We start from the raw sequence: 25,784 nt of genomic DNA, 5'->3' as shown, positions 1-25,784 counted from the left end.
GACGATCCTTCCAGGGCAGTGGGAAGGCGGACCCCGATCGAGGGCGAAGCGGCGGCGGGGAGCAGCACCGCCGCCGAACCGTCGATCTTCAGGAACGGTAACTTCAGAAGGCTCTTCGCCGCGAACTCCGTCAGTCTGTACGGCTCCCAGGTCAGTTATCTGGCCGTGCCGCTCACGGCGGTCACCGCGCTCGACGCGAGTGCGGCACAGGTCGGCCTGCTCGGGGTCCTGAGCACGGTCTCCTTCCTCCTGATCGGCCTCCCGGCCGGCGTGTGGGTCGACCGCATGCGCCGGCGTCCGATCATGTTCACCGCCGACTTCGGGCGGGCACTGCTGCTGGGATCGATACCCGTGGCGTGGCTGTTCGACGCGCTGACCCTGACGCAGCTGTACCTGGTCGTGTTCGTGAGCGGAACGTTGACGGTCTTCTCCGACATCTCCGCGCAGAGCTTCCTGCCGTCCATCGTGCCCCGGGAGCGCCTCCTCCAGGCCAACGGGTACATCGGCAGCGTCAGGGAGAGTTCCGGGGTCGCGGGGCCCAGTCTGAGCGGTCTTCTGCTCCAGCTGATGGCGGCCCCGGCCGCGGTGCTCGTCGACGCGCTCGGCTTCCTGCTGTCGGGAATCCTGATATCCCGGATCGAGCGGGTGGACGAGTCCCACACGGGGGCCGCGGAGAAGAAGGCGCTGTACCGGGGGATCTGGGAAGGGGTGAGGTTCGTCTTCTCCCATCCCCTGCTCCGCCCGATCGCGATGGCCGGGGCGATCACCAACTTCTCGCTCCAGATGGTCACGATCATGCTGCCCCTGCTCTTCGAGCACACGCTCCACTTCTCCGCGTGGAAGTTGGGCCTGTACCTGGCCGTCGGGGGCGTCGGCTCGCTGATCGGCGCGTACACCGGGCCGCGGTTGGCGGAGCGGGTGGGACAGGGCAGCGTGCTGTGGCTCGCCGGCCTGGTCACCGCGCCGTTCGCCTGCCTGGTGCCGCTGGTCGACGGCGGGGCGGTGTACTGGGTGTCCGCCGTCTGCTGGCTCGTGGTCACGTACCGCATGGGGATGAACAGTGTGGTTCTGGTGAGCTTCCGGCAGCGCGTCACCCCGAACGACCTGCTGGGCCGCATGAACGCGACCATGCGTTTCGCCCTGACCGGAGCCACCGCGCTGGGTGCGGGGGCCTCGGGACTGGTCGGGGAGTTCTTCGGTGTACGGGCGTCGCTCTACGTCGGGGCGGTGGGGTTGGCGGTCGCCTGGCTCCCCTATGTCTTCTCCCCGCTTCGGCGAATGAAAACCCTTCCCTAGCGCCTGTCCTCTCACGAGCGGTACACCGACCCGTTGTGGGGCCGCCCGGGTGCCGGCGTGCCCCCTCGACGCTCTCGCGTCGGGGGGGCAGGCTATCGCCGCCTTCACTCCAAGGATCGCTGACGTTCTATCAGTTTTTTATCAGGAAACGAGGGTTCGATCTTGACCTCTTGCCGGAGCCCCGGCTTCATGGTCTACTTCTCCGGTGCCGCTTTGACGTCAGGTCGTCAACACGCCAACCAGCGCACCTGGCTTAGAAGTTGATTGAAAGTCAGAAACAGGGGGACCAAATGCGTCGCCCGGCCTTAGGTTAGAAGCTGGTCCTTTCGGGGGAAAGGGTATGGCCTTGCTTTCCGGTACGTCTGAAATGTTGGACGCCGTCGTCGTCGGCGGCGGCATCGTGGGTGCGGCCGTCTTCCACGAACTCGCTGATCGCGGCGCCCGCGTGTGCCTGGTCGAGCAGGATCGGACCGGGCTCGGCACCACGGCGTGGAGCGGCGGGATCGTGCGCTGCTACCATGACGATCCGCTCCTCGTGGAGCGCGCGATACAGGGGCTCTCCTTCTTCCGGAACTTCGCCGAACGGACCGGGATTCACGCGGATTTCATCGAGAGCGGATTCCTCTACATACCGCGCCCGAGCATGCGTGAACAAGCCCGGTCCCTGACGGACCGCATCGCCCGGTCCTTTCCCGCCGAGTTGCTCTCCTCGGCCGACCTGGACCGCAAATTCGGCCATCTCCTCAACCGTTCCGCCGAATTCGCGGTATGGGAACCGCAGGCCGGATATCTGGACGCCACGCAGGTGACGCGCGCGCTCGTCCGGTCCGCGGTCCGCAAGGGCGGCCGGCTGCTGGAAGGCGTCCGGGTCGACGGCCCGAACCGGGTGGGGGGACGCGTTCGCGGGGTGCGGGGCAGCACGGGCGTGGTGGCCGCGGACGCGGTGGTCCTCGCCACCGGCGCCCACACGCCACGGCTCCTCGACTCCTGGGGCGTCCCGCACGACCTCTGGGCTCAGGCCATCCAGGTCGAGCTGCGCGGCGTCGACGGTGCGCCGGCAGACCACCCCGCGTACATGGACGACGTCTGCTCCGTCAACGGCAGACCGGATCCCGACTCCGCCGGGATGCTGCTCGGCCACCCCACCGGGTACCGCGTCGACGGCGCGATCGAACGCACCGCCGTCGACCCCGAGCAGTCCCGGCTGGCCGTCGAGGCCGGGCGACGGCGCTTCGGCTGGGTCGAGGCGAGCGTGCCGCTCGGGGGCTTCAGAGCGGCGGAGTGCTACGCCCCGGACGGGCGGGGCCGCGTCGCGTGGGTCCCGCAGGAGGCCGGCCTGATGCTCGCCACCGGCTTCAACGGAGGCGCGTTCAAGCTGGCCCCGTGGGCCGCCGGAGAAGCAGCCCGACTCCTGGCCGGCTGAGCACCGGACCGCCGCGGTCTCCCCGCAGTTCACGACAGTCCATCCCGACTGCCGTTCCTCCGCCATGCCCACACGAAAGGTGGATGTCGATGTCCCAGGACATCAAAGGAGTTCTCCCGGTCGTCCTCATGCCGTACACGGAAGACGGCTCACGGGTCGACGAGGACGACTTCCTCTCGCAGACGGAGTTCATGTTCCAGGCCGGCTGCAACGGCTTCGTCGTGGGCCAGGTGTCCGAGGTACTGCGGCTGACCCACGAGGAGCGGCTGCGGGTCGCCGAGCTCTCCGCCAAGGCCGCCCGGGGCCGGGGCGTCTCCGTCATGAGCACCGGCGCCGAGACCCCCCAGACGGCGGTGCAGTACTCGCGCCACGCCCAGGAGGCCGGCGTCGACGCCCTTCTCGTGATGCACCCGGCGACGATCCCGCTCGACGACGACGGCATGGTCGCGTACTACAGCGAGGTCATCGAGTCCGTCGAGATCCCCGTGATCATCCATCACGCCAAGAGCCTGGCGAAGCAGCCGCTGAGCATCGCCGCCCAGGTGCGGCTGCTGGAGGAGTACGGCGAGGAGCGCGTGCTCTTCAAGCCGGAGGCGCAGCCGACGCCGCCGCGCGTCAGCCTGCTGCGCGACGCGACCGGAGGCCGGGCCCGCATCTTCGAGGGCGACGGCGGAATGATGCTGCTCGACTGCCACCGGCGCGGCCTGACGGGCACGATCCCCGCCACCGAGATCGCCGAGATCGTCGTGGCGCTGTGGAACCTGCTCGAACAGGGCAGGCGCGCGGAGGCGGAGCGGATCGCGCACCCGCTCTCCTACCTCATGTGCCACATGATGAACAGCACCGACTACTACGTGTCCATCGCGAAGCGCTTCCTCAAGGAGCGCGGAATCGTGAAGAGCACCCACGTCCGCGGACCGAGCCGGCACGTGCTCGACGACGAGACGTGGACCGAAGTCAACCACACCTACCAGAACCTGCTTTCGCTCGCGAAGGAGCTCACCCGATGAAGAACCACGCCTTCACCATCCGTCTCAAGGACGCCGCCGCCGCCGAGAAGTACATCGGCCTGCACCGTGACGTCATCCCGGAGATCGTCGCCCCGGGCGGCGCGCTCGACACCATCGGCGTCCGCAAGCTCCAGATCTTCTTCATCGAGCCGCTGATGCTGTTCATGTACGTCGAGGCCGAGGACCACTTCGACCCCACCCGCGACTTCCTGCGCGCCAACGACCTGCACCCGGCCGTGCAGGAGTGGGACGACATGATGCACGCCGACGGCGGCCTCCTCGTCCGGCACGAGAACCACGGCAACAAGCTCAACTGGGCCGAGATGCAGCGCATTCACCACGTGGACTTCACCAACACGCTGCCCGACCTCGACGGGAAGTGAGCTCCTGTGGACCGCGTCGGGTTGACCGTTCTCGACTGCACGCTGCGTGACGGTGGTTACTACACCAACTGGAATTTCGACACCGCTCTCGTCGAGGAGTACCTGGCCGCCTGTCCGGGCCTCGGCATCGACGTGGTGGAGCTGGGCTACGTCCGTTTCACCAAGAGCGGGTTCGGCCCGTACGGGCAGCTTCCCGAAGGGCTGACCCCCAACCTGCGCGAGGCCCTTCCCGCGGACCACGCGCTGCGCTTCGCCGTGATGGTGGACGCCGCCGACATGGTGGGTCTGCCCGCGGCGGAGGTCGGCGGCCTGCTCAGGGAGAAGCTGGCCCCCGGATCGCTTCCGGTGGACCTCGTGCGGGTCGCGGTGCGCTACGACAAGGCGGCCGGCGCCGTGGCCGCGGTCCACTCGCTCCGCGAGGCCGGGTACGGTGTCTGCATCAACCTCATGCAGATCGACCTCGCGACCGCAGACGAACTCGCCGTCTGCCTGGACGCCGTGGTCGCGATGGGCCCGCTCGAAGCGGTCTACATAGCCGACTCGCTGGGTTCCCTGCGTCCGGAACGCACCGTCGAACTCGTCGAGTTGTTCCGCACCGGGCAGGACGCCCCGGTCGGCGTCCACGCCCACGACAACCAGGGCTTCGCCCTGCACAACACGGTCGTCGCGGCGCAGCAGGGCGCCCTGTGGCTGGACGGCACCGCGTACGGCATGGGCCGCGGCGCCGGCAACACGCGCATCGAGCAACTGCTCGCCGTCCTCGGCGAGGACGCGGACCGGCTGCAGCCGCTGATGGAGCTCATCGTGCGGCACTTCCACCCGCTGATGGACCGGTACCGGTGGGGCCCGAGCGGGCTCTACGCGATCGCCGGCATGCGCGACATCCACCCGACCTTCGTCCAACGCGTCGAGGAGGACGCCTCGTTGGACGCGGAGGAGAAGCTGCGGGCCGTCGGTTTCCTCGCCGAGGCCGCGTCCGCGGGGTTCTCCGCGGCCCTCCTCGACGAGGCCCTCGCCCATGCGGCCGGCCAGCGCCTGGCGGACGTCCTGGCGCGCTACCCGGTGGTCGTCTTCGACCTCGACGGGGTGCTCGTCGACTCCAACGAGCTGAAGGTCGAGTGCGTCCGCGCCGCGTTCGACGGCTTCCCGGCCGACCTCGTCGAGCAGTTCACGGACGAGTTCCGGCGCACGTTCGGCCGCTCCCGGCAGGAGCACTTCGTCCACTTCCACCGGACGAGCGTGGAACGCGGCCTGGCGGGACCGGACTTCGAGGCGTTCTACGAGCGGTACGCGGGCGCGTACGCGGACCGGCTGGCGCACCGCTACCCCGGGGCGCCGCTGTGCGCGGGCGCCGCGGAGACGGTCCAGCACCTGGCCGACCGGGGCGTCCCGCTCTACGTCGCCACGGGCACGCCCCGCGGCGAGGCGGACAAGGTGCTCGCCGCGGGCGGACTGCTCGGCGCCTTCCGCGCCGTGCTCGGCGGGGAGGAGCCGAAGTCCCGCCGTCTCGCGGAGATCCTGCGGGACGCCGGGGTCGACGCGCGGGACGTGGTGCTGGTCGGTGACTCGCGCCAGGACGTCCTCGCCGCGGACGAGACGGGCATCGACTTCGTGCTCGTGACCCGCTACGGGTTCTTCCCGGCCGAGCAGACCCTCCGCGACCGCGTCGGGCGCCCGGCCCGGATCGTCACCGAACTGAACCCGAACGCTCCGGTCGGGCTCCTGACCGAGCATCACGACTGACCCCGACGGTTCGGGCGTCGGCGGAACAAGGTACCGAGTCACACGGGAGGCACAGTGACGGACAGCAGGCAGCCGGTGGTCATCTCAGGGGTGACCAGAGGGCTCGGACGAGCCCTGGCCCAGCGCTTCGCCGTCCTGGGCCACCCGGTGGCCGGGTGCGGCCGCGACGCCGACGCGCTGAGCGGGCTGGCGTCCGAACTGGGTGACGGCCACCGCTTCGAACGGGTCGACGTCACCGACGCCGAATGGGTCGACGCCTGGGCCGAGCGGGTGCACCGCGAGCTCGGTGCACCCGGTCTGGTCATCGCCAACGCCGGTGCCATCACCGGGCCGGCCCCGGTGTGGGAGGTCTCCCCGGAGGACTTCGACACCGTGATCCGGGTGAACGTGGGCGGCGTGTACGCGATGACGCGGGCGTTCCTGCCGCGCATCGCGGACGGCGGCACCCTCGTCACCGTCTCGTCGGGCTGGGGGCGCAACCCCCGGGGCATGCTCGCCGCGTACACGGCGAGCAAGTTCGCGGTCGAGGGGTTCACCCGGGCCGTGGCCCAGGAGGCGGCCCAACTGCGCCCGGGCGTCCGGGTGGTGGCCGTCGACCCGGGCGGCGGCGTGGACACCGCGATGCTGGCGACCTGCCTGCCCGACGAGCACCACACCTACCCGGGCGCCGACGAGTGGGCCGAGAAGGCCGTCGACTACCTACTCCACCGGTTGCCGGCGCACAGCGACGCGACCGGCCTCACCGTGAACTGAGGAACACCACACGCATGAACACCGCATCCCTGGACAACACCCGCGTCGTCGTCACCGGAGCCGCCCGTGACTTCGGCCGGACCCTGGCCATCCGGTTCGCCCAGCTGGGCGCCGAGGTCTACCTGTCCGCCCGCAGTCTGAAGGCGGCGCAGGCGACCCGCGACGAGATCCTCGCGCTCGGCCACGACAAGGTCCACGCCTTCTCCTGCGACCTGACCGACCCGGCCTCGGTCCGGGAGTTCGCCGAGCAGGTCGGCGCGCTCACCGACCGGGTGGACATCCTCCTCAACAACGGCGCCATGTGGCTGGAGGGCTTCGACCTCGGCACCTCCACCGACGAGCAGATCGTGGCGACCATCACGTCCGGCGGCGCGGGCACGGTCCTGATGGTCAAGCACTTCCTGCCGCTGCTGCGCGCCTCGGAGCGTCCCGACATCGTCAACATGGTCTCGGTGGCGGCCTCCCCGCGCGTCGACGAGTGCTCGGGCAGCCCGGCCTTCTACGCCGCCAAGGGAGCCCAGGCCAACGTCGCCGAGATCCTGTCCCGGCGGCTGCGCCCGGAGGGCGTGCGCGTCATCTCGCTGTACCCGCCGGACTTCGAGAACGCGGACCCGCTGGGCGAGGACTGGGAGTCCACCGACCGCCGGGCCGGAGCGGGCCTCACCTCGCAGTCGCTGCTCGACTGCGTGCTGTTCGCCGTGAGCCAGCCCAGGGACTGCTTCATCCGCTCCTTCAACTTCGAGCCCCTGTCCGACGCCGGCACGAAGTAGCCGGCCGGTCCTCGCCCGTCCGCGACCTCGCTCACGAGCGCGCGACGGTCGAGGCCCCGGCTGACCCGACGGCCCCGCGCGGGCCCGACCCCGGGGGCGTGTCGCCGCGCCCCCGGGTGGCGCTCGCCGACCGCGGCGAGCCCGCCGACTTCCGTGAGCCGCGCGCCGAACTGCGCCGACGCGGCGACGACTTCGGTCCGTGAAGACCCTCGGCGGCGCGCGGAAGCGCCTGCCGCGTGGGACGGCGACCGAGCGCCGTGAGGCCCCCGCCCCTCGATCCGGGAGCCGGCGCACGAACTGCCGCGCCAGGCCCGTGACACACCGGCCCCGCGCCAACGGGCCATGCCACCGAGCACATCCACTCCGGGACCCGTCACTGGTTCGACATGGGGCCGCGCCCCGACTACCGCGCCGTCCATCCGTACCCCAACCGGTGGAGCTACTCACGCCATGACGAACAGCAAAGTGGTCCAGCACGAGACCATACGGAAGATCGACGCCCAACTCGCCTTCGACACAGTCTATTTCAGCGACCGGCAGGCGCTGGAGCGGTATCTGACGGACGCCGCGGGCAGCCTCAAGGTGCTCCGGCCCGAGTTCTCGACCGACACCGGGTCCGCGCTCTTCACCGGCCCGGGCCGGCCGCTGCCGCAGGCCGAGCTCGACGGGCTGTGGCGCGAGGGCGGCCGGGCCGTCGTCCACGACCACGTACCGGGCACGCCCCACTTCGCCAACGGCGTCATGGTGGACGGACGGCTGCGCCTCACCGACATCTGGCGGTGCTACCTCCTGGACGAGGGCCCGCACTCGCTCCTCACCTCGGTGGTGAACGTCCTGCCCGGCGCGCCGGAGGCCGAGCTGCTGCGGGAGCGGCTGCAGCCGCTGGCCGCGGCGACGGCGGACGGCGACGGGCCCGTCTGCTTCGAGGTGGTGCTCAACGGTGACCAGGTCAAGGTGGTGAAGTTCGCGCACCGGGTCGCCGGGGAGCCGCTGCCGGAGCTCTGCGGGTTCCTCGGCGTCGCCGGCCAGTCCGGGCGGGAGGCCGAGACCCCGGACGGGTTCGTGGCCGACTACGCCTTCAAGGTGCGGCGCAGCGGCACCCTGAGGGCGATCACCGGCCTGGACGAGGTGCGCCGCCTCCCGTCCTACCGCCAGGACCTCCTCCTGCCGACCCTCGGCAGTCCGATCGAGCGCACCCTGGACGAGGGCGCCGGCGTCATCGTCCTGCTCAAGCACACGGACGAGAGCGTCCTCCTCCGCGACCTCGAGTTCCTCCAGGAACTCAACCGCTCCGGGGTGTTCGTCGTCGACTGATCCGACCGACGTCCGCCCCCTCCTCGCCCCCGCAGACGCGCCGGTGCCGACCGCACCGCCGCGGCGCTGCCTCGCGCCCATCACCCGGTGCGCCTCCCCCGGGCCTCCGGTGGGCCGGTTCTCGTCTACGCAAAGGGAAACAACCATGCCGTACTCGGATTCCATCGCCCCCTCCGACCGCCCCGGATCGATCGCCCCGCGGCCGCAGCGGACCGCGCAGCCCAAGCGGATCCTGATGTGCGCCCCCCGGTTCTTCGACGTCACCTACTCCATCAACCCGTGGATGCACCCGGAGAAGCCGTCGGACGCCGGGAGCGCGCTCGTCCAGTGGGAGCGGCTGCGCGACCTCTACCGGGACCTCGGCCACACCGTCGAACTCATCGAGCCGATCCCCGGACTGCCCGACATGGTCTTCGCGGCCAACGGGGCCACCATGGTCGACGGCAAGGTCCTCGGCGCGCGCTTCCGCCACATGGAGCGCACCGCGGAGGGCCCCGCCTACCTGGAGTGGTTCCGCGAGCAGGGCTACACCGACGTCCACTGGCCGGAGTTCATCAACGAGGGCGAGGGCGACTACCTGCTGGCCGGACGCCGCCTGCTGGCCGGCACCGGGTTCCGCAGCGACCTCCGCTCGCACTTCGAGGCGCAGGAGTTCTTCGGCGTCCCCGTCACCGGGCTCACCCTGGTGGACCCCCGCTTCTACCACCTCGACACCGCGCTCGCGGTGCTGTCCGACGAGGAGGTCATGTACTTCCCCGAGGCGTTCTCCGCCGGCAGCCAGGCCGTACTGCGCGAACTCTTCCCGGACGCGGTCATCGCGACCGAGGCGGACGCCGAGGTGTTCGGGCTGAACGCCTTCAGCGACGGCCGGCACGTCCTGCTGCCGAGCGCCGCGACCCACCTCGCCGAGGAACTCCGCACGAGGGGCTTCGAGCCCATCGGCATCGACCTGCCCGAGCTGCTCAAGGCCGGCGGCGGCGCCAAGTGCTGCACCTTGGAACTGCGCGACTGACGTGCTCTCCAACGTCTGAGAGAGACCCGAACACCCAATCACCGCCCGCACGTTGTGAGAGGACCCGACCGTTGATCACGAAAATCCGCATCGACCGGAACTCCGCCGCCGAGGAGTTCGGCATGCGCTGCCAGCGGATCATCCCCTGGCCCGGTGCCGCCGGGGAGGAGCCGCCGGTCGGCGCCATGGCCTGCTTCCTGCCGGCCGGCAGCAGCTCCGCACCGGACTGCCACGACCAGGACGAGGTCATGATCGTGGTGTCCGGAACCGGCCGGGTCACCCTCGCCGGCGAGGAGACGTCCTGCGGCGCCGGCGACGTGGTGGTGCTGCCCCGCAACCAGGAGCACGTGGTGCACAGCACGGGCGACGCGGAGCTCCAGTGGGTCTCCTTCTACTGGCCGCTGCACGAGCCGGCCAAGGCCGAGGAGGCCTCCGCATGAGCACCGCCGAGTGGATCACCGCCACACCGCCCACCCCCAACGGCCCCCTGCACCTGGGGCACATGGCGGGCCCCTACCTCGCGGGGGACGTGCTGCGCCGCTTCCTGGCCGCCGACGGCGTGGACGTCCGCTACACCACCGGCCTCGACGACCACCAGAGCTATGTGCCGGTGCGCGGGCTGAAGGACGGCGGCCTCAAGGGCGAGGAGGTCGCCGACCACTACGGCGACTCCATCGAGGAGGTCTGGTCCCGGGCCCACGCGGACTTCGACACGATCGTCCGCCCGCGCCGCACCGCCGGCTACCAGGCCCACGTCCAGGACTTCTTCAAGGAGCTCCACGACGCCGGCCACATCGTCGCGCGCACCCGCCCGCTGCCGTACTGCACCGGCTGCGAGCGCTGGCTGTACGAGGCCTACGTCAAGGGGGACTGCCCGCACTGCGGCTCCGCCTCCAACGGCAACGCCTGCGAGCCGTGCGGCCGCCCCAACGACTGCGGCGATCTGCGCGACCCCGTCTGCACCGGCTGCGACTCCCCCGCCGAACTGCGCGACTGCGAGCGGCTCTACTTCCCGCTCGCCCCCTTCGCCGAACGGCTCCAGGACTTCTGGCAGCGCGTCGACATGCCGCCGCACCTGCGCGCGCTGTGCGAGCGGATGCTGCACGAGGGGCTGCCCGAGATCGCCGTGAGCCACCCCTCCGACTGGGGCGTGCCGGTTCCCGTCGAGGGCTTCCGGGACCAGCGGGTGTACGTCTGGTTCGAGATGGCCCCGGGGTACCTCATCGAGTGGGAGCAGTGCGCCACCGGCCGCCCGGCCCCCGGCCCCGTGCAGTTCTTCGGCTTCGACAACGGCTACTTCCACGCCGTGCTGAACCCGGCCGCGTTCCTGGCCCGCTCCGCGGACGCGCCCCTGCCCCGCGCCTTCGTCGTCAACGAGTTCTACCGCCTGGAAGGGCTGAAGTTCTCCACCAGCCGCGGCCACGCCGTCTGGGCCCGGGACGAACTCGCCCGCACCAGCGCGGACGTCCTGCGCTACCACGTCCTCTCGGACCGCCCCAACGGCCGTCAGACCAACTTCACCCCGGCGGCGCTCGAACGCAGCCGGCAGCACCTCGCCGACGCCTGGGACGGCTGGCTGCACGGCCTGCTGACCACGGTGGCCGAGGACTTCGGCGGCGTCGTGCCGCAGGAGCGCCCGCAGGGAGCGGCCTGGGACCGGCTGCGGGGCCGGCTGGCCCGCCTGGCCGACGACCTGCGGGAGGCCTACGGGGTGGCGGGTTACGACACCCGCCGCGCGGTCGCCCTGCTCGACGAGGCCGTCGCGCTGGCGACGGACTTCGGGCACGTCCACAGCCACGAGCGGGACCGCCCCGAGGGCGCGGCCGCGCACCGCTCGGCCGTCGTCGCCCAGCTCGCGGTCGCCGTCGGCCTCGCGGCCTGGGCCGCCCCGGTCCTGCCCGCGGCCTCGGCCCGCCTGGCGGAGCTCCTCGGTGTCCCGGCGGGCCGCCGGGTGGACGCGGCGGCGATGGCCGCCCCGCCGGCCGGCACCCCGCTCGCCGTGCCCGACCCGGCGGTGTTCGGTGGCTGAGCCGGGCACCGCGACCGACGACCGGGGAGCGGGCACCGTGCGCGTCGCGGTCGTCGGCCCGTTCTCCGGTCCGCGCGCCGCCTGGGGCGAGCTGCTCGAAGGCGCCGCGGCGGCGCACGACGGCGTGCGGTGGGAGTTCCACGACGACCGGGGCGACGCCATCGTCGCCCGCAAGGTCGCCGAGACGATCGTCGCCGACGGCGGCCACGCCCTGGTCGTCGGCCACTTCAACAGCGCCGGTGCCCGGCTCGCGCTCCCGGTCTACCGCTGCGCGGGCGTGCCGCTCCTGCTCCCGCTCGCGACCGCGCCGCGCCTGCTCGACGGGCCGGCCGGCGCCGCGCTGCGGTGGTGCCCGGACGACCTGGCCCAGCTCGTCGAACTGCGCTCCGCGATCCGCCGGGCGGGGCACACCCGCCTCGCGGTGGCGGACGACGGCAGCACCTACGGCGCGGTCCTCGCCCAGCTCCTGCGCGGCCTGCCCGCCGACGGTGTGCGGCTCGTGGACGCGGGCGACGCCGACGCGCTCGTCGTCTGCGGCACCCACGTGGGCGCCGCTCGCGAGGCCCGTGCCCGGCGGGCGGCGGGCTTCACGGGGGCGCTGTACTTCACCGACGACTGCGCGGTCGACGAGTTCCCCGGGCTCCTCGGGGACGCGGGCCACGCGGCGAACGTGGCCCGGCTGCGCGGCGGCGCCGCCGCCTACGTGGAGTCGGCCCTCGCCACCGCCGCCGCCGTCCTCACCGCGCACCCGGAACTCACCGGGACGGCGCTCCTGGACGCCGTGCGCGCCCACGCGGACCGCCGCTTCACCCCCCAGGGGGACCCGGAACCGAGCGCGACCGGCACGACCGGCCCCGGCTGGGAGGTGGTCCCGCTGGACCCGCCCACCCGGCCCACGGCGGCCCACCACGGTGCCGGGAGCGGTGCCGGGCACGACGGCAAGGCCTACGACGTGCTGGTGATCGGGGCCGGCGTCCTCGGCGCCGCCACCGCCGACCTGCTGGCCCGCCAGGGCCTGCGCGTCGCCATGACGGCCCCGTCCGCCGAGGACCCGGCGGCGACCCGGTACTCGGGCGGGCTCGTCCGGGCCTACGAACCGGACCCGGCCATGCGCGAACTCGCCGTGCGCAGCCACCGGCCGGCCTGGCGCGAAGGCGCCGCCCCGCACGGCCCGAGCGGTTTCCGGCGGACCGGTTCCCTGGTCCTGCTCGGCGAGGCGGACCTGGACGAGGCCGCGAAGGGCGTGGCCGAGCTCACCGGCGCCGGGATCGAGGCCGCCCTCCTGACCCCGCGCGAACTCGACGACCGCTTCTCCGGGCTCCGTACCCGGGACGTGGCCGGCGCGGTGTGGGAACCGGGCGGCGGCTACGCCGACCCGGCCGCCACCTGTCTGCGGCACCGCCGGGACGCCGCCGCGCACGGGGCCTTCGTCCTGCCCGGCCGGGTCCGGCACCTGGACCAGCGGCCGGACCACGTGCACGTCACCCTGGAGCAGGGCGAGGTCGGCGCCCGCGCCGTGGTCCTCGCGGCCGGCGCCGGAACCCCGTGGATCCGCGGACACGGCCTCACGGCGACGGCGGACGCGCCCGCCGGGCAGCCGCGCACCAAGCGCATCCGCTACGCCTTCTTCCGGCTCCCCGGGAACCCGGTCACACCGACGGTGGTGGACCTCGTCACGGGGCTGTGGGCGCGCCCCCAGCACACCGGACTCGGCGCGGGCGGCTGGCTGGTGGGCCGCCCGGCGGACGAGTGGGACGTCCCGCCCGGCGGCGCGGACACCGTCACCGCCGCCCAGGCCGAGCACATCCGCGAAGGTGCCGTACGGCGCTGGCCCGGGCTCGCGCGCGCCGAGTTCCTCGGCGGGCGCCACGGCGTCGACCTGTTCACGGCCGACGGCCGCCCGCTGATCGGCCCGGACCCGTCCACGCCCCGCGTCGTGTTCGCCACCGGCGGCTCCGGCGCCGGCTTCAAGACCGCTCCCGCGGTGGCGGAGTCGGCCGCCGCCCACGCCCTCGCGGCACTCGGCTGACCCCCTGCGCCCTTCCCCTCCCCCACACCAGAAGCCCTCTCGCCGGGGCTTCGCAAGCGAGAGACGTTCGACGATGACCTTCCTGAGCTCCCTGTCCGAACTCGACCGGCCGGACTCCGTCCACGACATCGTGGGCGTGGGCTTCGGCCCGGCCAACCTCGCCCTGGCGATCGCCATCGAGGAACACAACGAGACCGTGGCCCCGGACCAGCGGCTGACCGCCGCCTTCCTGGAGAAGCAGCCGTCCTTCGGCTGGCACCGCGGCATGCTCATCGAGGGCGCCACCATGCAGGTGTCCTTCCTCAAGGACCTCGCCACGATGCGCAACCCGAGCAGCCGCTTCAGCTTCGTGTCGTACCTGCACGACCAGGGCCGGCTGGTGGACTTCATCAACCACAAGCTGCTCTTCCCGAGCCGCGAGGAGTTCCACGACTACCTGTGCTGGAGCGCCGCCGGCGTGGACCACATGGTGCGCTACGGCCTGGAGGTCACCGCCGTCGCCCCGGTCGGCGGCGGTACGGAACACGGCCCGGTGCGCGAGGTCGAGGTGACCGCGCAGGGCGTCGACGGCACCGAGCGGGTCACCTACCGGGCCCGCAACCTCTCGATCGGCACGGGTCTCGTCCCCTGCATGCCCGAGGGCGTCGCGCGCTCCGCACGGGTCTGGCACTCCAGCGAGTTCCTGCACCGCCTCGCGGAGTTCCGCACCACGGCGCCGCGCCGCTTCGTCGTGGTCGGCGCCGGGCAGAGCGCCGCCGAGGTCGCCGACCACCTCCACCGCACCTACGAGGGGGCCGAGGTCTGCGCCGTGCTCTCCCGCTACGGCTACAGCCCGGCGGACGACAGCCCGTACGCCAACCGCATCTTCGACCCGGAGGCGGTGGACCTCTACCACGGCGCGGACGCCTCGGTGCGCCGCCGGCTCATGGACTACCACCGCAACACCAACTACGGCGTGGTCGACATCGACCTCATCGACGAGCTGTACCGGCGCGCCTACCAGGAGAAGGTCCGGGGCGAGAACCGGCTGCGCATCATGGGCACCGCCCGGGTCACCCACGTCGAGGACGGGGCCGAGGCGGTGACCGTCCACGTGCGGAACCTGGCGGACGGATCCGTGGAGCAGCTGACCGCCGACGCCGTCGTGTACGCCACCGGCTACTCCGAGCCCGACCCCACCGTGCTGCTCGGCGACCTGGCCGCGAGCTGCCGGCGCGACGAGAGCGGCCGGCCGCTGGTCCACCGCGACTACCGGATGCACACCGACGAGACCGTCGAGACGGGCGTCTACCTGCAGGGCGGCACGGAACACACCCACGGCATCACCGCGAACCTGCTGTCCATGGTCGCCGTCCGGGCCGGCGAGATCCGGGCCTCGCTGGTCGCCCGCCGCCACGCCTCGGTCACCGTCCCGGCCTGAGAGACATGAGCCGAACGATGCGTCAACAACCTGTGAGGTTCCGCATCCTGGGGCCGGTCGAGCACCACGACGGGGAGAACTGGGTCGCCGTCAAGGCCGCCAAGCAGCGCGCGCTCCTGGCCGTCCTGCTCCTGAACGCCAACCACCTGGTACCCGCACCGCAGTTGCACGCGGAACTGTGGAGCGACGGGCCGTCGAGCCACGTGGGCAGCCTGCTCGCCGGCTGTGTGTGGCGGCTGCGCGCCGCCATCGGCGACCCGGAGGGGAAGTCCCTGCTCACCCGCCCCGCCGGGTACCAACTGGCCGTGCCGGCCGGCGGACTCGACCTACACGAGTACGAGTCGCTGGTCGCCGCCGGCCGCACCCAGCGCGCCGCGGGGAACCCGGTCGAGGCCCTGAGGTCCTTCAGTGCCGCGCTCGACCTCTGGCGGGGCGCGCCCCTCGCCGACGTCGCCCTCACCTCCTCGATCATGGCCGAGTCCGCGCGCCTGGAGGAGTCCCGGCTGGCGGTGATGGAGGCGAAGCTCGGCGTCCAGATCGCCCTCGGGGAACACGAGGACGTGCTGCCCGAGCTCAAACTCCTGGTCGCCCAGCACCCGTTGCGGGAACGGCTCCACGAGTACCTGATGACGGCGCTGTACCGGACCGGGCAGCAGGCCGAGGCGCTGGGGGTGTACCGGGACCTGCACCACCTGCTCGCGGACGAGCTGGGCATCGACCCGAGCCGGCCGCTGCGCGAGCTGCAGCAGCGCATCCTGGAGGAGGATCCGAGCCTCAACGACCGGGCCGCCCGCCAGGAGGTGACGGTGACGGCGTCCGCTCCCGGCGGGCCGGCGGCGGAGGCGGCGCCGCGCCTGCTCCCGCGCCGGCGCGTGCCGTTCGTCGGCCGGACGTCCGAACTCGACGAGCTGGTGGGGCTCCTGGCCGAAGGACGCCCGGCGGTCGCGATCCACGGGCCGGCCGGGTCGGGCAAGAGCGCACTGGCCGTCGGGGCCGCGCACGCCGCGGCGGGCGACTTCCCCGGCGGGCAGGTCCACCTGGACCTGCGGGGCACGGCGGGCGGCTCCGCTCTGCGGCCCGAGCAGGCGATGGAGCTGCTGCTGGCCTCGTTCGGGATGGAGCGGGGCAGCGAGGAGGCGGCGGCGCTGCGCACCGGGGCCGGTCCGGCCGGGCGCGGGGCCCTGGTCGTGCTCGACAACGTCCGGGACTCCGCGCAGATCCGGGAGCTGCTCCCGGCGGCGCCCGGCATCACGTTCCTCATCACCAGCCGGTCGCCCATCGCGGGGGTGGACGGCCTGACGCACCTGCGCCTGGGCGGGCTGACCGAGTCCGCCTCGATCGACCTGCTCAGGCAGAGCGTCGGCGTGCCGCGCATCGACGCGGAACTCTCCGCCGCTGCCTCACTGGTCACGTCCTGCGACCACCTGCCCTTCGCGCTGCGGCTCGCCGCGGACCGGCTCGCGACCCGGCCCGACTGGACGGTCGCGGACTTCGCCCGGTACGTGGCCGAGCCGCACCAGCGGCTGGACTTCCTGGCCGACGGCAACGTCAGCCTGCGGGAGTCGCTGATGGCGAGCGTCCGCCTTCTGACCGACGGGGCCGACGGGGCCGACGGGCGCGACGGGACCGACGGGAGCCACCGGTCCGGCGGGACGGACGCGTCGGCGCTGACGGCGCTGCGCCGACTGGGCTTCCTCGACCGGGCCGTCGTCACCGTCGCGTCGCTGGCCGTGCTCCTCGGTACGGCGCAGGGCGAGGCTCACCGGGTCGCCGAACGGCTCGTCGACGTCGGGCTCCTGGAGTCGCTGGCGATCGACCGCTACCGGGCTCCGCAGAGCGTCCGGGCGCTGGCGCGGGAGATCGGAACCTCGGACCACGAGGACGCCGAGGCCGTCCAGCGCGTCGCCGACCACGACACCGGCGCCGCACGGGACCAGACGAGGGCGGCTCACGGAGCCTGGTACCGCCCGGAGCAGAAGGCGCTCAAGGCCCTGGTCCCGCGCGACCGGACCGGGGCCCAGGCCGAGCCGCTCGGCGGAACGCGGTACGTGTTGAGCGCGGGCGGATCCCGCTCGGCACGCGCGGCGTCCTAGGCCGGCCGCGGCCGGCGGGGAAGGGGCCCGGACGGGGTGACAGCCGTCCGGGCCTCCTCCGTCCGGGACGCTGCCGTTCGGGACGGATCGAGGGCGGAAGGGACTACCACGCGGCGAGCGCGGACCGGGTCCGTACCCGTACGCCGCCCACCGGCCGGTCCAGGTCCTCCCCGGCCGCGACCAGGACCTCGTCCATGTCGCGCAGCATCCGCAGCACGGTCTCCTCCTCGTACGCCTCGGTGTTGTACTCGGTCTCGGAGAGGATCCCGTCCTCGCCGTCCCAGTAGCCGACGACCATGTCGGCGCGGGCGGCGCGGTTCGGCGTCTCCAGCATGGTCAGGCGGACATCGCCGAGGCTGAGGTTGCGACCGATCGGCCCGAGGTAGTTGAGGGTCAGCTTGACGTTGGTCAGACGGGACCGGGTCTCCTGCGGGAGGTTCGCGTGCACGACCGGGAACGGCACGCCCTGGCGGCCCAGCACGTCCCAGGTCGCGTCCCGCGCCGCCCCGATCACCTCACGGATCGACGCCCCGTCGTCGACCGTGGCACGGACCAGGCAGGCGTTGCTGACGAGTCCGACCAGTGCCAGCTCGCTGCGGGTGGTCCGGTTCATGCTGCGGACCCCGATGGTCGACTCGCGTTCCCCGCCCCGTGCCAGGACGATCTGCCAGGCGGCCAACATCACGGCGAACGGGGTGGCGCCGAGTTCCTGGGCCAGTGCCGAACGCGCCGCGTCGGCCCGCTCGCTGAACCGGTAGCGCACGGTCGTGCCGGGATCCCCGACCGCCGTGGGCCGGCCGAGTTCACGGTCGTGGGCGACCGTGCCGAGGGTGACCCCGTCGAGCGCCGTGCGCCAGTGGTCGATGGTCCGCCGCCATCGGCCCTTCGCCTCCTCGGCGCGCAGCTTCTCGGCGTAGTCGTGGAAACTGACGGCGTCGTGGGCGAAGAACGGCTTCTCGCCCCGGGCCAGGCTCACGTACGCGGCGGAGAGCTCCTCGAACAGGACGGTCATCCCCCAGCCGTCCACCGCGATGTGATGGATCGTCAGGATGATCTCCTGCTGGGCGCCGATCCTGACCAGGGCCAGCCGACCCATGGGGCCCGTCTCCAGGTGGAACTCCCCCAGGTGCAGTTCCGCGGCGACGCGCGCGAACTCTTCGGCGGCCCGGCCGGCCTCCGGCACGGCCGGCTCGATCAGCTGCGCGACGGCGTCCACGGCCGGCTCGGTGATCATCTTCAGCTCGCCGTCGAGCTCCTCGAACCGGGACCGCAGGCTCTCGTGGCGGTTCGTCACCGTCTGCCAGGCGGCGGCGAGCGCGTCGAAGTCGACGCGGCCGGCGCACCCCAGGCGCCAGGTGACGTGGTACACGGACCTGTCCCTGGCGGTCCGCAGGGCGCGCCACCGGGCGGCCTGCTGGGCCGTCGCCGGGATGGTCAGGGATCTGGCGGTCACGCTCGTCTCCTCGGTCACTGGGCGAGCCGTACGGCCGGCCGGGTCGGGCGCCGGACGCACGTCAGTGCGCCAACTCGTCGGTGAGCCGCCTGCGGTCCACCTTCCCGACGGTGGTCAGCGGCAGCGCGTCGCGGTGGTGGTAGCTGCGCGGACGCATGTACCGGGGCAGCGCGGAGACCAGCTCGGCGAACTCCTCCGCCGGGACCTCCTTGCCCGTGTACACGGTGCGCAGCTCGTTCTCGCCGTCCGCGGCGGGCACGACGAGGACGATGGCCTCGTCGATCGACAGGTGGCAGCGCAGCGCCGTCTCGATCTCGCCGAGTTCGATCCGGTTGCCGCGGATCTTGACCTGTCCGTCGATCCGCCCGAGGTGGAACAGTTCGCCGTGTTCGAGCCGGCACCGGTCGCCGGTGCGGTAGTAGTGCTCCGGCGTGAGCGGCTCCCGTCCGTCGTGGAGGCGGCCGCGCTGCGGGCCGCCGTCCGGGCCCGGCTCCATGCGGACGAAGCGCCCGACGTTGTCGTCCGGGTCCAGGTAGCCGGGGAAGCGCTGGGGTCCCCGTACGCACAGCTCCCCGTCGTCGGTGGGCCGGAGGTCCTCGTCCAGCAGGAGCCAGTCCATGTGCGGGTTCGGGATCCCGATCGGGAGGGACCGGCCGGTGGTCTCCGGCCAGTCGGCCCGCTCCCGCGGCACCGCGTACCCGGTGATGACGATCGTGGTCTCGGTCGGGCCGTAGCAGTTGCTGATGACCGCGTTCGGCGCCGCGGCGGACCAGGCCTCGGCCTGGTCGAAGGCGAGCCGTTCCCCGCCGAACATGGCCCGCCGCAGCGTCGGCATGCTCCCGGGGGCGAGCGCGCGCAGGCGCTTGGCGAAGGAGATGACGGACGGCACCGACATCCAGTGGGTGATCCGCTTGGCGTTGATGAACCGCACCGGGGTGAACACGTCACCGTGCTGCGCCACGCAGAGGGTCGAGCCTGAGCCCCAGGTGGCGAAGATCTCGGAAACCGATCCGTCGAAGGACATCTCGAAGGACTGCGAGACCCGGCTGCCGGGGCCGAGTTCGTAGCGCGCGATGGTGTCCGTGAGGAACGCGTTGATGCTGGCGTACCGGATGGGCACGCCCTTGGGCCGGCCGGTGGTCCCGCTGGTGAAGATGATGTACGCGGTGTCGGTCTCCGCCGGGTGGCCCTGGTCCGGGATGTCGTCCGAGGGCTCGGGGCCGAGCAGGGGGCGCCACTTGTCGCCCGTCATGTCGAGCAGCGCCACCGCGCAGTCGCGCCGGTACTCGGCCGCGCCGTCACCCGCGTTGTCGTCGAACACCGTGAGATCGAGCCCGCCCTCCTCGGTGATGTCCAGGTTGCGCGACGCCGGTGCGGCGGGGTTCAGCGGCACGACGGTCGCGCCGAGCCGCTGCGCCGCCAGGTAGGCGACGTAGCTGACCGCGGTGCGCGAGGTGAGCAGACCCACCCGGCCGGGCCGGCCGCCCGCCGCCTCGACCATCCGGGCCGACATCCACTCGGCGGCGGCCCGCAGTTCGGCGTAGCTGAGGATAACGTCGAGCACCTCGAGGGCCGAGGCGTCCGGATTCGCCTCGGCCGAGGCGCGGAACCAGTCGTAGAGGGAACGGGTCGTCATGGTGCTTCCCTTTCGGAGGAGACACTGGTCGGGAGGTCGCGTGGACCGGGAGGGCGACGGAGCGGTCTGCCGCCCGCCTCCGAACGTGCCGTCGGGCCCGTCACCACATGAACTGTCCGCCGTCCACGACGAGCTTCTGTCCCGTCATGTACGCGCTGTTCGGGCCGACGAGGAACTCCAGGGCGTCCGCGATCTCGTCCGGGTCGGCGATCCGCCGCTGCGGGATCTCGGCGAGCATCCGGCGCCGGGAGTCCGGATCGTTCAGGTTGAACCGTTCGACCAGTTCGTCGGTCTCGGTGTTGCCGGGAATCAGGCAGTTGACCCGGACGCGGGGTGCCAGTTCCAGCGCGAGGCACTTGGTCAGGTGCAGCAGGCCCGCCTTGCTCGCGCAGTAGTTGGCGCCGTTGAGGCGGGGCCGGATGCCCGTGGTGGCGCCGACGTTGACGATCGTCGCGGCGGCGCCCGAGGCGACCATCGCCGGGGCGAGCGCGCGGGTCAGGTAGAAGACGCCGGAGAGGTTGGTGTCGATGACCCGCCGCCAGTCGTCGTGGCTCATCTCCAGGAACGGGCGGTCGATGTTCATCCCGGCGTTGTTCACCAGAACCGTCGGCGGCCCGTACTCCGCCAGGACCGCCTCGGCGGCCGCGGCCACCGCGGTCCCGTCGGACAGGTCCACCCGCACGGTGTTCAGCCGGGGGCCCAGCTCCCGCTCCGCCGCGCGCGCGCCCTCCTCGTCGGACCGGTACAGCGCGCTCACCCGGAAGCCCAGCTTCACCAGCCGGCGGCTGAACGCGAGCCCGATGCCACGGGTGCCGCCGCTGACGACGGCCACCGGAGGCAGGGCCGTCGCGGTCGTCGCTGTTTCCTCTGTCATCGCTCGTCCTGGTTCTCGTCCTGGTTCTGGAACGTGTGAATGGCCGTGGCCAACTGGGGGAGGTGCGCGGGCTCCAGGACCTCGTAGTGGCCGGCGTCGAGGCGGACGACGTCCAGGTGCGGCGCGAGTTCCCGCCAGCGCCGTACGGCGTCCTCCCGGCCGTCCTCGTCGTACGGGGAGCACACGAGGAGCAGCACCCGGCCCAAGTAGGGCGACTCGGCCCGGTAGTCGGCGAGGGCGGCGGCCTGCGCCGCGAGGGTGCGCAGCACCCGGCCGACGGTCCGCGGATCCGCCTTCGGGCCGAGGTCGGCCACCATCCTGTCCGCGATCTCCTCGTCCTCGCCCGGCCCGGGCACCCGGGGCAGCGGAGAACTGTCGATGACCACGAGATCGGGCCGGTGTCCGGCCTCGGCGAGCCTGACGCAGAGCTCCCACGCCACGACGCCGCCGAGCGACCAGCCGACCACCAGCCGCGGCGCCGCGGCCGTCGTCGCCATCGTCGTCGCCGCCGCCGCCGTCCCGACGATGTCGAGGACCGACGCGGCCATCTGCGCGACCGAGGTCTCCGGCTCCTCGTCCGGCATGAGCCCCAGGGGCCGCACGAAGTCCACGGCACGGGACCCGCCGAGCAGCGAGGCCAGCTGCAGGTACGGGGTGAGGCCGCCGCCGGCTCCCGGCAGGATCAGGCAGCCGGGGCGGTCCTTGCCCCGGGACATCCGGACGAGCCGGCCGGGCGCCGCCGCGGCGGTCATGCCCGGGCCCCGTCCGCGTCGCCGTCCTCTCGGCCGTCCTGCGCGTCGTCGGCCTCCAGGGCATCCCGCGCGGCCTCGGCCTCCAGAGCGTCCCGCGCGTCCTCGGCCAGGCCCGCGCGGACGAGTTCGGCGAGCGTCGCGATGGTCGGCGAGCGGAAGAACTCGGGCACCGGGACGGCCGTACCGTACTCCTCCTCGATCTCCGCGAAGGCCGCGAAGATGTTCAGGGAGTGGGCGCCGTAGTCGATCAGGGACCGATCGCGGGCGATGCCGTCGGTGTCCAGGATCGACGACCAGATGGCGGCCAGCCCGCGCTCCAGCTCGGAGGCGTAGGCGACCGTGGTCGTGGCCGCGCTCGTCCTCCGCTCGGCGATCAGCCCCTCCGCCAGGGCGGCCAGGGCGTCCCGGTCGGTCTTGCCGGTGCGCGAGGTCGGGATCCGGTCCGTGTCGAGGATCCAGGACGGCGCCATGTACGACGGCAGTGCCGTGGTGATCCGGTCCTGGACCTCCGCGTGGTCGGGGGCGGCGCCGGGCTCCGCGAGGAGGAAGAGCACCAGTTCGCGGTCGGCTCCGAGCCCGCGCGCCACGGCGACGGACTGCCGGACGCCGGCCACGGCGTTGGCGACCGCCTCGATCTCGCCGAGTTCCACCCGGTACCCGCGGATCTTCGTCTGGCTGTCCTGCCGGCCGAGGAAGACCATCGTCCCGTCGGCGTCGCGCACCACCTGGTCACCGGTGCGGTACATGCGCGCGGTGCCGTCCGCGGAGAACCGGTCGGGCAGGAAGCTCGCCGCGGTCCGCTCCGCGTCGAGGTAGCCGTCCGCGGGGCTGACGCCCCCGAGGTGGAGTTCGCCGGGCACGCCGACGGGTGCGAGGTGGCCCGTCACGTCGACCACGTACGTCGCCACACCCGGCAGGGGGCGGCCGATCGGCGCGTGGGCGGGCCAGTGCGGGTCGTCGCCCCGCAGCTCGTGCACCGTGGCGGCGTTCGTCTCGGTCGGGCCGTACAGGTTGACGAGCACACACGCCGGGTGGTCGGCGAAGAACCGGCGGATCTCGTCGTCGACGAGCAACTGCTCACCGGAGACGCAGACGCGCCGCAGGTCGGGGAAGCGGGCCGAGGCGCGCCGCGCGGCCTGGACGAACGGGCGCAGGGCCGCCACCGGCAGGAAGACGTGGCTGACCCTGGTCTCCTCGACGCGGCGGACCAGCGCCGGGAAGTCCCGCCGGTCGGCGGGCTCGCGGGAGACGACGGTGCCGCCCGAGGCGAGCGTCGGAACGATCTCCTGGAAGGAGACGTCGAAGCCGAGCGGCGCGTACTGGAGGAAGCGCGTCGTCGAGCCGTGCTCCATGGCGGAGATCTGCCACGCCGCCAGGTTCAGCAGCGGCCGGTGGCCCATCACCACCCCCTTGGGGGTGCCGCTGGATCCCGAGGTGAACATCAGGTACACCGCCGAGTCCGCGGAGCCGCCCGAGGCGCGGGGCCCGTCCCCGGGGGCGGACAGTTCGGCCAGGCCGGTGGTGCGCGTCCCGGGGAGGTCCAGGCCGTGGCCGACGATCAGGCGGCAGCCCGCCCGGTCCACCATGTGGGCGAGGCGCTCGGCCGGCAGGCTCGGGTCCAGCGGCAGATAGGTGGCACCGCAGCGCAGGACGGCGAGGATCGCGGTCGTGGCGTCGCACAGCCCGCCCAGGGACAGGCCGACGACCTGCCCCGGCGTGACGCCCTGCCGGGCCAGTCCGTCCGCGGCCCGCTCGGCGGCGGCCAGGAGTTCGCCGTACGTCAGCTCGCGCCCGGACTCCTCGACGGCGATCGCGTCGGGCGTACGCCGGGCGGCCCGCTCGATCCACTCGGTGAGACCGCGGGCCGGCGCCGGACCGCCGTCGCCCGCCGAAGCGCCCGCCGACTCGACGGCCGGGTACGGGAGTTCACTGTCGACGAAGAGCTCGGCCAGCGAGCGGGCGCCGTCCTCGAGGGCGCGTCGCAGTGCCGTGCGCAGCGACGCGAGCAGCGCCTCCGCGACGGGCCGCGACATCAGCTGCAGGTCGTACTCGAGCTCCAGCAGCCATCGGCCGTCCACCTTCGTGGCGCCGAGCCACAGGTCGAACTTCGCCGTTCCGTTGCCCGGTTCCCGCACCCCGAGGACGGCGCCGTCCGAGGTGCCTTCGAAGGTGTCCTGCATCGCGAGCATGCAGGAGAACAGCGGGTTGCGGTTGCTGGTGCGGTCCTGCCCGACGTTCGCCACGAGCTGGTTGAGCGTGACGGCGGCCCTGGCGCGGCAGTAGTCGACGGCTTCCCGGACGGTCCCGGCGACGTGCTCGTCCACCGTGCGCGACCAGTCCACGTCGACCGTGACGGGCAGGGTGTTGACGAAGAAGCCGCAGAGGTCGTACGCGCGGACGGTGCGCCTGGCCGACAGCGGGCTGCCGATCAGGACGGTGGACACACCGCCGTGCCGGGCGAGGACGGCCCCGTACACGGCGCTGAGCAGGACGAACGGCGTGACGGAGAGCCGCTTGCTGGTCTCCTGGAAGGCGGCCGTCTCCCCCTCGCCGAGCAGCCAGGAGAGGCGCCCACCGGTGAAGTCCGTCTCCTCCGGCCGCCCCGGCCGGGGACTCAGCACCAGCGGCGGGACGTCACGCAGCCGCTCGGCCCAGACCTTGGCCTGCTCGGCCGTCTCCGGCGAGCCGGAGGCCCGGTTCTGCGCCTCGAGCTCCCGGACGAAGGCGGACTCGCGTGCCACCCGCAGCACTTCGACGGCCTCGGCGGTGGGCTTCGAGGTCAGCGCGGACTCCAGGTCACGGACGAGCGGCTCCGCCGAGACGCCGTCCCCGATGAGGTGGTGGCCGCACATCACGAGGACGGCCGCGGAGCCGTCGGTGGCGCGCACGAGCCCGAACCGGTAGGCCGGCCCCGCCGCGAGGTCGAACGGACGCCCTCCGAGCCGCTCCGCCAGGGCCTCGACGGCTTCGGCGTACCCGCCCGGCGCCACCTCCACCCGCTCGCACGGCACCTGTCCCGGCTCCGGCGGCGGGGTGAACCTGGCGTGCATCCGCGGCAGGTGGCCGAAGACCTGACGCAGCGCCGGCTGGACCGTGACCATGACGGTGAGGGCGTCGCCGACGGCGTCGTCCGAGACCCCCGGGTTGAGGTCGAACAGCATGGTCTGGTTGTAGATCTCACGGGCCGACACCCTGCTGTCGACGACGAGCAGCCCCTTCTGGGGGTCCGTGATCGGCAGCAGGGCGGGGCCCGCCGTGCCGGCGGCCGAGTCGTCGTTCAGCATGCGGCACCGGGCTCGTCCGCGCCGGCCGGGAGCAGGCTGGTGAGCCAGACCTTGAGGTCCCCGACGGTCCGTACCTCGACCAGGCCCGCGGCGTCGATCTCCACGTCCTCGTCGGCGACCTCGACGGCGAGGCGCAGGAGCGACAGCGACTCTAGGCCGGCCTCCTGGATCAGCGTGGAGTCGTCGAAGTCTGCCGTGGCATATCGCGCGATCGTCGAATCAAGGTCTGGCGGTGTGGTCAGCACGTTGTCTCCACCTCATGCCGATGGCTCGTACGCCGAGCGCGGGTCCGCTCGCGCAACAGGCACCGGTGTGCGCGGCCCGCGAAGAGGCTCCGCCGGGCACTTGCGCCGCCTGCACGGCCATCATTCCGAGCCGAGTTGTTCGCTCGATGTGCTGTCGATGCGCCTGCCCTGTGAGCACCCGGGGCCGCGGTGGAGCGCCCGACGAAGTTCCACCACGTACCACGCGTTACACGGTTCGTCCCAGGTCAGGGACTCGGCGGACCAT

The 25,784-nt window shown here is 72.7% G+C and carries 20 protein-coding genes; 14 read left to right on the top strand and 6 right to left on the bottom strand.

The window, feature by feature from the left end; all coding sequences use genetic code 11:
• The first annotated feature begins 18 nt into the window (after positions 1 to 18).
• The 14 genes from ACGF13_RS16815 (at position 19) to ACGF13_RS16750 (ending at position 17,275) form a co-directional block, all read left to right on the top strand.
• Positions 19 to 1,296 carry an MFS transporter gene (locus ACGF13_RS16815; RefSeq protein WP_392874975.1) on the top strand — a complete coding sequence of 426 codons (1,278 nt, stop codon included), beginning with the start codon at positions 19 to 21 and terminating at the stop codon, positions 1,294 to 1,296.
• A 340-nt stretch (positions 1,297 to 1,636) separates the two neighbouring features.
• Positions 1,637 to 2,719, top strand: coding sequence for an NAD(P)/FAD-dependent oxidoreductase (locus ACGF13_RS16810; RefSeq protein ID WP_392874973.1), 1,083 nt, complete (start codon positions 1,637 to 1,639; stop codon positions 2,717 to 2,719).
• A gap of 89 nt (positions 2,720 to 2,808) precedes the next feature.
• Positions 2,809 to 3,729, top strand: a complete 921-nt coding sequence (locus ACGF13_RS16805) for a dihydrodipicolinate synthase family protein (RefSeq protein ID WP_392874970.1) — start codon at positions 2,809 to 2,811, stop codon at positions 3,727 to 3,729.
• On the top strand, positions 3,726 to 4,112 hold the full coding sequence (locus ACGF13_RS16800) for an L-rhamnose mutarotase (protein WP_380454748.1): 387 nt from the start codon (positions 3,726 to 3,728) through the stop codon (positions 4,110 to 4,112). The genes ACGF13_RS16805 and ACGF13_RS16800 overlap by 4 nt, the downstream gene beginning before the upstream one ends.
• Before the next feature lie 21 nt (positions 4,113 to 4,133).
• The gene (locus ACGF13_RS16795; protein ID WP_392874967.1) at positions 4,134 to 5,855 is read left to right on the top strand and encodes an HAD hydrolase-like protein; all 1,722 of its coding nucleotides are present in this window, start codon (positions 4,134 to 4,136) and stop codon (positions 5,853 to 5,855) included.
• Between the two features lie 54 nt (positions 5,856 to 5,909).
• Positions 5,910 to 6,608, top strand: a complete 699-nt coding sequence (locus ACGF13_RS16790; protein WP_392874964.1) for an SDR family oxidoreductase — start codon at positions 5,910 to 5,912, stop codon at positions 6,606 to 6,608.
• A gap of 14 nt (positions 6,609 to 6,622) precedes the next feature.
• Entirely contained in the window at positions 6,623 to 7,378 is a 756-nt protein-coding gene (locus ACGF13_RS16785) for an SDR family oxidoreductase (protein WP_392874961.1), read from the top strand.
• 450 nt (positions 7,379 to 7,828) lie between these two features.
• Complete coding sequence (locus ACGF13_RS16780) at positions 7,829 to 8,692, top strand: hypothetical protein (protein WP_392874959.1); 864 nt, start codon at positions 7,829 to 7,831, stop codon at positions 8,690 to 8,692.
• A gap of 145 nt (positions 8,693 to 8,837) precedes the next feature.
• The gene (gene ddaH, locus ACGF13_RS16775; protein WP_392874956.1) at positions 8,838 to 9,704 is read left to right on the top strand and encodes a dimethylargininase; all 867 of its coding nucleotides are present in this window, start codon (positions 8,838 to 8,840) and stop codon (positions 9,702 to 9,704) included.
• 71 nt (positions 9,705 to 9,775) lie between these two features.
• Entirely contained in the window at positions 9,776 to 10,144 is a 369-nt protein-coding gene (locus ACGF13_RS16770; RefSeq protein ID WP_392874953.1) for a cupin domain-containing protein, read from the top strand.
• Complete coding sequence (locus ACGF13_RS16765) at positions 10,141 to 11,733, top strand: methionine--tRNA ligase (RefSeq protein ID WP_392874950.1); 1,593 nt, start codon at positions 10,141 to 10,143, stop codon at positions 11,731 to 11,733. The genes ACGF13_RS16770 and ACGF13_RS16765 overlap by 4 nt, the downstream gene beginning before the upstream one ends.
• Before the next feature lie 37 nt (positions 11,734 to 11,770).
• Positions 11,771 to 13,762: an FAD-dependent oxidoreductase gene (locus ACGF13_RS16760; protein ID WP_392874948.1), complete on the top strand. Its 1,992-nt coding sequence runs from the start codon at positions 11,771 to 11,773 to the stop codon at positions 13,760 to 13,762.
• Positions 13,763 to 13,835: 73 nt separating this feature from the next.
• Positions 13,836 to 15,182: a lysine N(6)-hydroxylase/L-ornithine N(5)-oxygenase family protein gene (locus tag ACGF13_RS16755; RefSeq protein WP_392874945.1), complete on the top strand. Its 1,347-nt coding sequence runs from the start codon at positions 13,836 to 13,838 to the stop codon at positions 15,180 to 15,182.
• Positions 15,183 to 15,214: 32 nt separating this feature from the next.
• The gene (locus ACGF13_RS16750) at positions 15,215 to 17,275 is read left to right on the top strand and encodes a BTAD domain-containing putative transcriptional regulator (protein ID WP_392874943.1); all 2,061 of its coding nucleotides are present in this window, start codon (positions 15,215 to 15,217) and stop codon (positions 17,273 to 17,275) included.
• Between the two features lie 103 nt (positions 17,276 to 17,378).
• On the opposite strand, the gene ACGF13_RS16745 is transcribed toward ACGF13_RS16750, so the two are convergent.
• The 6 genes from ACGF13_RS16745 to ACGF13_RS16720 all read right to left on the bottom strand — a co-directional run bounded on the left by ACGF13_RS16745 (position 17,379) and on the right by ACGF13_RS16720 (position 25,519).
• Positions 17,379 to 18,728: a condensation domain-containing protein gene (locus tag ACGF13_RS16745; RefSeq protein WP_392874940.1), complete on the bottom strand. Its 1,350-nt coding sequence runs from the start codon at positions 18,726 to 18,728 to the stop codon at positions 17,379 to 17,381.
• A gap of 61 nt (positions 18,729 to 18,789) precedes the next feature.
• Positions 18,790 to 20,364 (bottom strand): AMP-binding protein, encoded by a 1,575-nt coding sequence (locus ACGF13_RS16740; protein WP_392874937.1) that lies wholly within the window; start codon positions 20,362 to 20,364, stop codon positions 18,790 to 18,792.
• Between the two features lie 100 nt (positions 20,365 to 20,464).
• Complete coding sequence (locus ACGF13_RS16735; protein WP_392874934.1) at positions 20,465 to 21,238, bottom strand: SDR family NAD(P)-dependent oxidoreductase; 774 nt, start codon at positions 21,236 to 21,238, stop codon at positions 20,465 to 20,467.
• On the bottom strand, positions 21,235 to 21,990 hold the full coding sequence (locus ACGF13_RS16730; protein WP_392874931.1) for an alpha/beta fold hydrolase: 756 nt from the start codon (positions 21,988 to 21,990) through the stop codon (positions 21,235 to 21,237). The genes ACGF13_RS16735 and ACGF13_RS16730 overlap by 4 nt, the downstream gene beginning before the upstream one ends.
• Positions 21,987 to 25,274 (bottom strand): amino acid adenylation domain-containing protein, encoded by a 3,288-nt coding sequence (locus tag ACGF13_RS16725; RefSeq protein ID WP_392874928.1) that lies wholly within the window; start codon positions 25,272 to 25,274, stop codon positions 21,987 to 21,989. The genes ACGF13_RS16730 and ACGF13_RS16725 overlap by 4 nt, the downstream gene beginning before the upstream one ends.
• On the bottom strand, positions 25,268 to 25,519 hold the full coding sequence (locus ACGF13_RS16720) for a phosphopantetheine-binding protein (protein WP_392874926.1): 252 nt from the start codon (positions 25,517 to 25,519) through the stop codon (positions 25,268 to 25,270). The genes ACGF13_RS16725 and ACGF13_RS16720 overlap by 7 nt, the downstream gene beginning before the upstream one ends.
• Positions 25,520 to 25,784 lie beyond the last annotated feature (265 nt).

The sequence above is a fragment of the Kitasatospora sp. NPDC048286 genome, from assembly GCF_043201735.1.
Classification (GTDB): Bacteria; Actinomycetota; Actinomycetes; order Streptomycetales; family Streptomycetaceae; genus Kitasatospora.
The sequence above is the reverse complement of the archived record's forward strand: the minus strand, read 5'-3'. Positions and strand labels throughout refer to the sequence as shown.

Coding starts and splice junctions, on each gene's coding strand:
- ACGF13_RS16765 (WP_392874950.1), top strand. CDS start 10,141: ATGAGCACCGCCGAGTGGATCACCGCCACACCGCCCACCCCCAACGGC.
- ACGF13_RS16735 (WP_392874934.1), bottom strand. CDS start 21,238: ATGACAGAGGAAACAGCGACGACCGCGACGGCCCTGCCTCCGGTGGCC.
- ACGF13_RS16730 (WP_392874931.1), bottom strand. CDS start 21,990: ATGACCGCCGCGGCGGCGCCCGGCCGGCTCGTCCGGATGTCCCGGGGC.
- ddaH (WP_392874956.1), top strand. CDS start 8,838: ATGCCGTACTCGGATTCCATCGCCCCCTCCGACCGCCCCGGATCGATC.
- ACGF13_RS16800 (WP_380454748.1), top strand. CDS start 3,726: ATGAAGAACCACGCCTTCACCATCCGTCTCAAGGACGCCGCCGCCGCC.
- ACGF13_RS16785 (WP_392874961.1), top strand. CDS start 6,623: ATGAACACCGCATCCCTGGACAACACCCGCGTCGTCGTCACCGGAGCC.
- ACGF13_RS16805 (WP_392874970.1), top strand. CDS start 2,809: ATGTCCCAGGACATCAAAGGAGTTCTCCCGGTCGTCCTCATGCCGTAC.
- ACGF13_RS16725 (WP_392874928.1), bottom strand. CDS start 25,274: ATGCTGAACGACGACTCGGCCGCCGGCACGGCGGGCCCCGCCCTGCTG.
- ACGF13_RS16780 (WP_392874959.1), top strand. CDS start 7,829: ATGACGAACAGCAAAGTGGTCCAGCACGAGACCATACGGAAGATCGAC.
- ACGF13_RS16755 (WP_392874945.1), top strand. CDS start 13,836: ATGACCTTCCTGAGCTCCCTGTCCGAACTCGACCGGCCGGACTCCGTC.
- ACGF13_RS16810 (WP_392874973.1), top strand. CDS start 1,637: ATGGCCTTGCTTTCCGGTACGTCTGAAATGTTGGACGCCGTCGTCGTC.
- ACGF13_RS16740 (WP_392874937.1), bottom strand. CDS start 20,364: ATGACGACCCGTTCCCTCTACGACTGGTTCCGCGCCTCGGCCGAGGCG.